Here is a 4,956-nt window from a genome sequence, read left to right on the forward strand (position 1 = left end):
TCGGTGCCGTCAATCGGCTCGTAGCGGGTGTTGAACAGATCATCATGGGTGAATTCGTGACTGCGCAAACCGCCTTCAAGAACCTTGCCCAACTCGCCGGCCAATTGCTTGCCGAGATCAGCAATCTTGGCGTCATGTTCGTGGGTTTTCTTAAGCAGTCCCAAAATGACCTTGGTTGCTTCGTCGTCGATTTCGGTGAACTGGATGTGGGTTCCGAGCGTTGAGTACGCTTTGACCGTCCCCTTAAGCCGGGTGCCATCGGTCATCGTGATCGTGATTGCTTTGTTGCGGTCATCTTCGCTGGCATCAATGCGTGCAAGCAGGCCGGCAAGCGACATGTCCGCGGTCACACCTTGGCGTACATCACCTTTGCCAAAGTCGACCTTGATATCAACGGCAATCGGAACCCGTTCTTCGTGACGACGGTTGGTGTTGTCTGCACTGCGCAGAACCATGCGGAAGCGCGTTTCCATCTCGTTGATATCATTGCGGATATTCGAAGACAGAATGCGAAGGTTCTCTGCCGTCTGGCTGGCATTGTGCGATTTGTGGCTGGCCAGTTCGATGTCGCCGGAAATGCCCTGCATGTGGGTGGAGACTTCCTGCGCACTTGTCGAAATTTCGGCAATCGCGGCTGTTTGTTGCTCGACCGATGCCGAGATATCGCTTGAAAGCTGGCTGACTTCGTCAATCGCGCCACCGATGCCCTCAATCGCGGTAACCGCCTCGGACGTGGCGCCCTGAATGGCGGTGATCTGGGCGTTGATATCAAGGATAGCTTTTTCGGTCTGGGTGGCGAGGTTCTTGACCTCGTTGGCGACGACCGCAAAGCCCTTGCCTGCGTCGCCGGCGCGCGCGGCCTCGATCGTGGCGTTGAGTGCCAGCATCTTGGTCTGATCGGAAATGCGTTTGACGATATCAACAACTTTGCCGATCTCGGTCGCGGTTTCCGACAGGCTGCCCATGGTGGTGGATGTTTCCTGGGCGCGGGTGACGGCCTGACTGGCAATGTCATTGGTTTTGTGGATGCGTTCGGCAATTTCGTGGCTGGATGCCTGCAATTCCTCGGTCGCGGATGCCACGGTGGCGACATTGCTGCTGGCGACTTCGGTGGTGGCAGTGATGCGTTCGACCAGTTGGGAAAGCTCGCTGGCATCACTTTCCATGGCCTGCGCCACATCATTGGTGCGCCCGGCCTGGAAGCCGACCTCGGAAATGATGTTGTCGGTTTCACGTTCGATGATTTCCGACATCGACTGAATTTCAGAGGCCGAACGCTGGTTGGCCAAAACGGTCTGGCGCGCCGATATCAGGCTGCCCATATCCGCCATCAGCAGGCATCGCGCCGCATCAGCCGCCGCAGTGCCGCCCTTGGACCGCGCGGCAAGCGTTGCGCAAAGTGCCGAAACCTTGTGGTAGGCCAGTACAATGTGATCGGGTGCCAGTCCGATGACCGCATTGGCCAGAACGTGCTCATTAAAGCATTGGTTGAATGCATCAGGGCTGTTTGCATTGATCAGCGTTGCAAAACGTCGGGACAGTTCGGCAACATGATGTTGCGGATCACTTGGCGCAGCACTGCTTTTCCCGGTCCCCAACAGTTCGGTGACCAGATTTTCTGCAAGCTGTTCTCCATGTTGCGCAAACAATTCCGTGGCGGCATTTATACGCGCATAGATTGTACTTTCTGGCATTGCAGAGCTGTGATTCATTTGCCATTCTCTCCCTTATTCCCGGCGGACTTTTTGCCCGATTTTTTCACAGACTTTCAGTGGTCTGCGTGTGCTTTTGGGGAGTGTATCACTACTGGTAAGTCCAAAATATATCATACTTTAGGTTGATATGGAAAAAGGCCCGCCAGTGTTGGCGGGCCAAGTTTGCCCTCGTTGTTCACAGGGGCCACGGTTCGGATGAGAATTTTATCAGTATTTCAGAATGTTATGTCGTTCAGCGGGTCAGAATGCCGCGCGTGACCACCTGTGCCTGAATTTCGGCAGCCCCTTCGAAAATGTTCAGAATGCGCGCATCACACAGCACACGGCTGATCTGATATTCGAGCGCATAGCCGTTGCCGCCGTGAATCTGAAGGGCGTTGTCGGCATTTGACCAGGCGACGCGCGCGCCCAGAAGCTTGGCCATGCCGGCCTCGATATCGCAGCGGATATCCTGATCCTTTTCAAAGGCCGAGAAATAGGTCAGCTGGCGGGCGATCATGGTTTCAACCACCATCCATGCGACTTTGCCGTACACCCGCGGGAAGGCATAAAGCGGTTTGGAAAACTGGATGCGATCCTTGGCATAGCGCATGCCGATCTCAAGCGCGTTCTGTGCAACCCCGACGGCACGGGCTGCGGTCTGGATACGGGCCGACTCAAAGGTTGCCATCAGTTGTTTGAAGCCCTGGCCTTCTTCGCCACCCAAAAGGTTCTCGGTCGGGACTTCGAACCCGTCAAAGGAAAGCTCATATTCCTTCATGCCGCGATAACCAAGCACCTCAATCTCGCCACCAGACATGCCGTTGGCCGGGAACGGGTTTTCATCGGTGCCGCGTGGCTTTTCGGCCAACAGCATCGACAGGCCGCGATAACCGGATTCGTCGGGGTTGGTGCGGGTCAGAAGGGTCATCAGATCAGACCGCGCGGCATGGGTGATCCATGTCTTGTTGCCAGTGACCTTATAGGTATCGCCATCCTTGACCGCACGGGTGCGAAGGTGTGCGAGATCCGATCCATTATTGGGTTCGGTAAACACGGCGGTCGGCAGGATTTCACCCGATGCCAGTTTGGGCAGGTAATGTTCCTTTTGCGCGTCGGTTCCGCCAAGGCGGATCAGTTCGGCGGCAATTTCAGAACGTGTCCCAAGCGACCCGACACCGATATAGCCACGCGACAGTTCCTCGGTGACAACGCACATCGCGGTTTTGCCCATGCCTAGGCCGCCGAATTCTTCGGGGATGGTCAGGCCGAAAACGCCGAGTTCAGACATTTCATTGACGATTTCAATCGGGATCAGCTCGTCACGTTCGTGCCAGCCATGGGCATGCGGCGATACCTTTTCCTCAACAAAGCGGCGGAATTGATCGCGCACCATATCAAGGGTTTCGTCTTCAAGGCCGGTTTCGCCAAAGCGACCGGTATCAAGGCTGTCTTCGATTTCAGCGGCAATCGCCCGGCGTGCGGCATCGGAATTGCCACCACGTGCAAGGGTCGCGACCGATGGGTTGGCAGCAAGGGATGCAATCAGGTCATCAGAAACGCCAAGGGTCGAAAGACGGATGATCTCGCCCTGTGACATCGGAATGCCACCGATGATCTGGGCCAGATATTCCCCAAACGCCGATTGCAGGATCAGTTGTTCGAGATTGCCGAACTTGCCCTGATCCTTAAGACGATTTGCCCATGCCTTCATCTGGCCAAGGGCGGTGACATAGGTGGTAAACCAGGCAAAGCCGTGTGCGGCAAACTGGTTGTCATCAAAGGCATCGGAATTAACCCGGCCATCGACCGTTACAGCAGTCCGCAGCGCATATTCGGCCGCATCATAAACCGGGCTGAGTGCCGCAAGGGCGTCATCGCACAAACGTTCGAGGTCAGGCAAAAGGGCGTTGTTCGTCATTCTTCGGGTCCTCGGATCAGGTCCTCGTCGTGCAATCTTGTGGGGCGATTGCGCGGATCAGTTGTGAATGCATCAAAGCATAAAGGGTGGTGGCACCCCATGCGCAGATCGGGCGAGAATGCGCGCGGGGTGCCAGCTATCAGTCGAAGATTAATGTGGGACTAGCCTTCGACTGCTTCTTCAAGGGTGCGCATTCCCGGGCGCTTTGCCTGCACCAGAACGGCCATGTTGCCGGGTTTGTGTTCGTTGCGCATCATCTTCATGTGAGCACGCGGAATGTCTTCCCAGCTGAACACTTCAGACATGCTCGGATCCAGACGGCGTTCGATCACGAGCTTGTTGGCCTGTGCTGCCTGTTTCAGGTTGGCGAAGTGGCTGCCTTGAATACGTTTCTGGCGCATCCAGACAAAGCGCGCATCAAATGTCAGGTTAAAGCCGGTGGTGCCTGCACAGAACACAACCATGCCGCCGCGTTTCACAACGTTGCACGATACCGGGAAGGTCTGTTCGCCCGGATGTTCAAAGACGATGTCGACGTCATTGCCCTTGCCGGTGATGTCCCAGATCGCCTTGCCGAATTTGCGGACTTCTTTCATATAGTCGCCAAATTCCGGCCCGTTGACGGTGGGAAGCTGACCCCAGCAATTGAAATCCTTGCGGTTGATCACGGCCTTGGCACCCAGTCCCAGAACAAAGTCGCGCTTTGTTTCATCGGAAATGACGCCAATCGCGTTGGCCCCGGCCGTTGTAATCAGCTGGATCGCCATCGAGCCCAAACCACCCGACGCGCCCCAGACCAGCACATTGTGCCCCGGACGCAGGATATGCGGACGATGGCCAAACAGCATGCGATAAGCGGTGGCAAGGGTCAGCGTGTAGCACGCACTTTCTTCCCAGGTCAGATGTTTGGGGCGCGGCATGAGCTGCTGTGCCTGAACACAGGTGAACTGGGCAAAGGATCCGTCCGGTGTTTCATAGCCCCAAATACGCTGGGTCGGGGACAGCATCGGATCGCCGCCGTTACATTCTTCGTCGTCGCCGTCATCCTGGTTACAGTGAATGACCACTTCGTCGCCGACTTTCCAACGGGTGACTTTCGATCCAACCGCCCAGACGATTCCCGATGCATCCGATCCGGCAATGTGGAACGGGCAATCATGGACGTTGAAGACCGAGATCGGTTTGCCAAGGGATGCCCAGACACCATTATAGTTCACCCCGGCCGCCATCACGAGAACAAGCACTTCATGGCTGTCGGGTTGGGTCACCGGCAGAACTTCGCACTGCATGGCCGTATCGGGTTCGCCATGACGTTCTTCGCGAATCGCCCATGCATACATA

3 protein-coding genes are annotated in these 4,956 nt (G+C 56.2%); all 3 read right to left on the reverse strand.

Annotation, left to right across the window (positions count from 1 at the left end):
- Positions 1-1,712: methyl-accepting chemotaxis protein (locus B3Z49_RS12670; protein WP_296991385.1), on the reverse strand; the 1,712-nt coding region annotated here is incomplete at its 3' end.
- 235 nt (positions 1,713-1,947) lie between these two features.
- Positions 1,948-3,615, reverse strand: coding sequence for an acyl-CoA dehydrogenase family protein (locus B3Z49_RS12675; RefSeq protein ID WP_296991388.1), 1,668 nt, complete (start codon positions 3,613-3,615; stop codon positions 1,948-1,950).
- Between the two features lie 161 nt (positions 3,616-3,776).
- Positions 3,777-4,956 (reverse strand): crotonyl-CoA carboxylase/reductase (ccrA, locus tag B3Z49_RS12680; RefSeq protein WP_296991391.1); only part of this gene is annotated, 1,180 nt, incomplete at its 5' end.

Origin of the sequence: Thalassospira sp. UBA1131 (assembly GCF_002311515.1) — a bacterium.
GTDB lineage: Bacteria > Pseudomonadota > Alphaproteobacteria > Rhodospirillales > Thalassospiraceae > Thalassospira.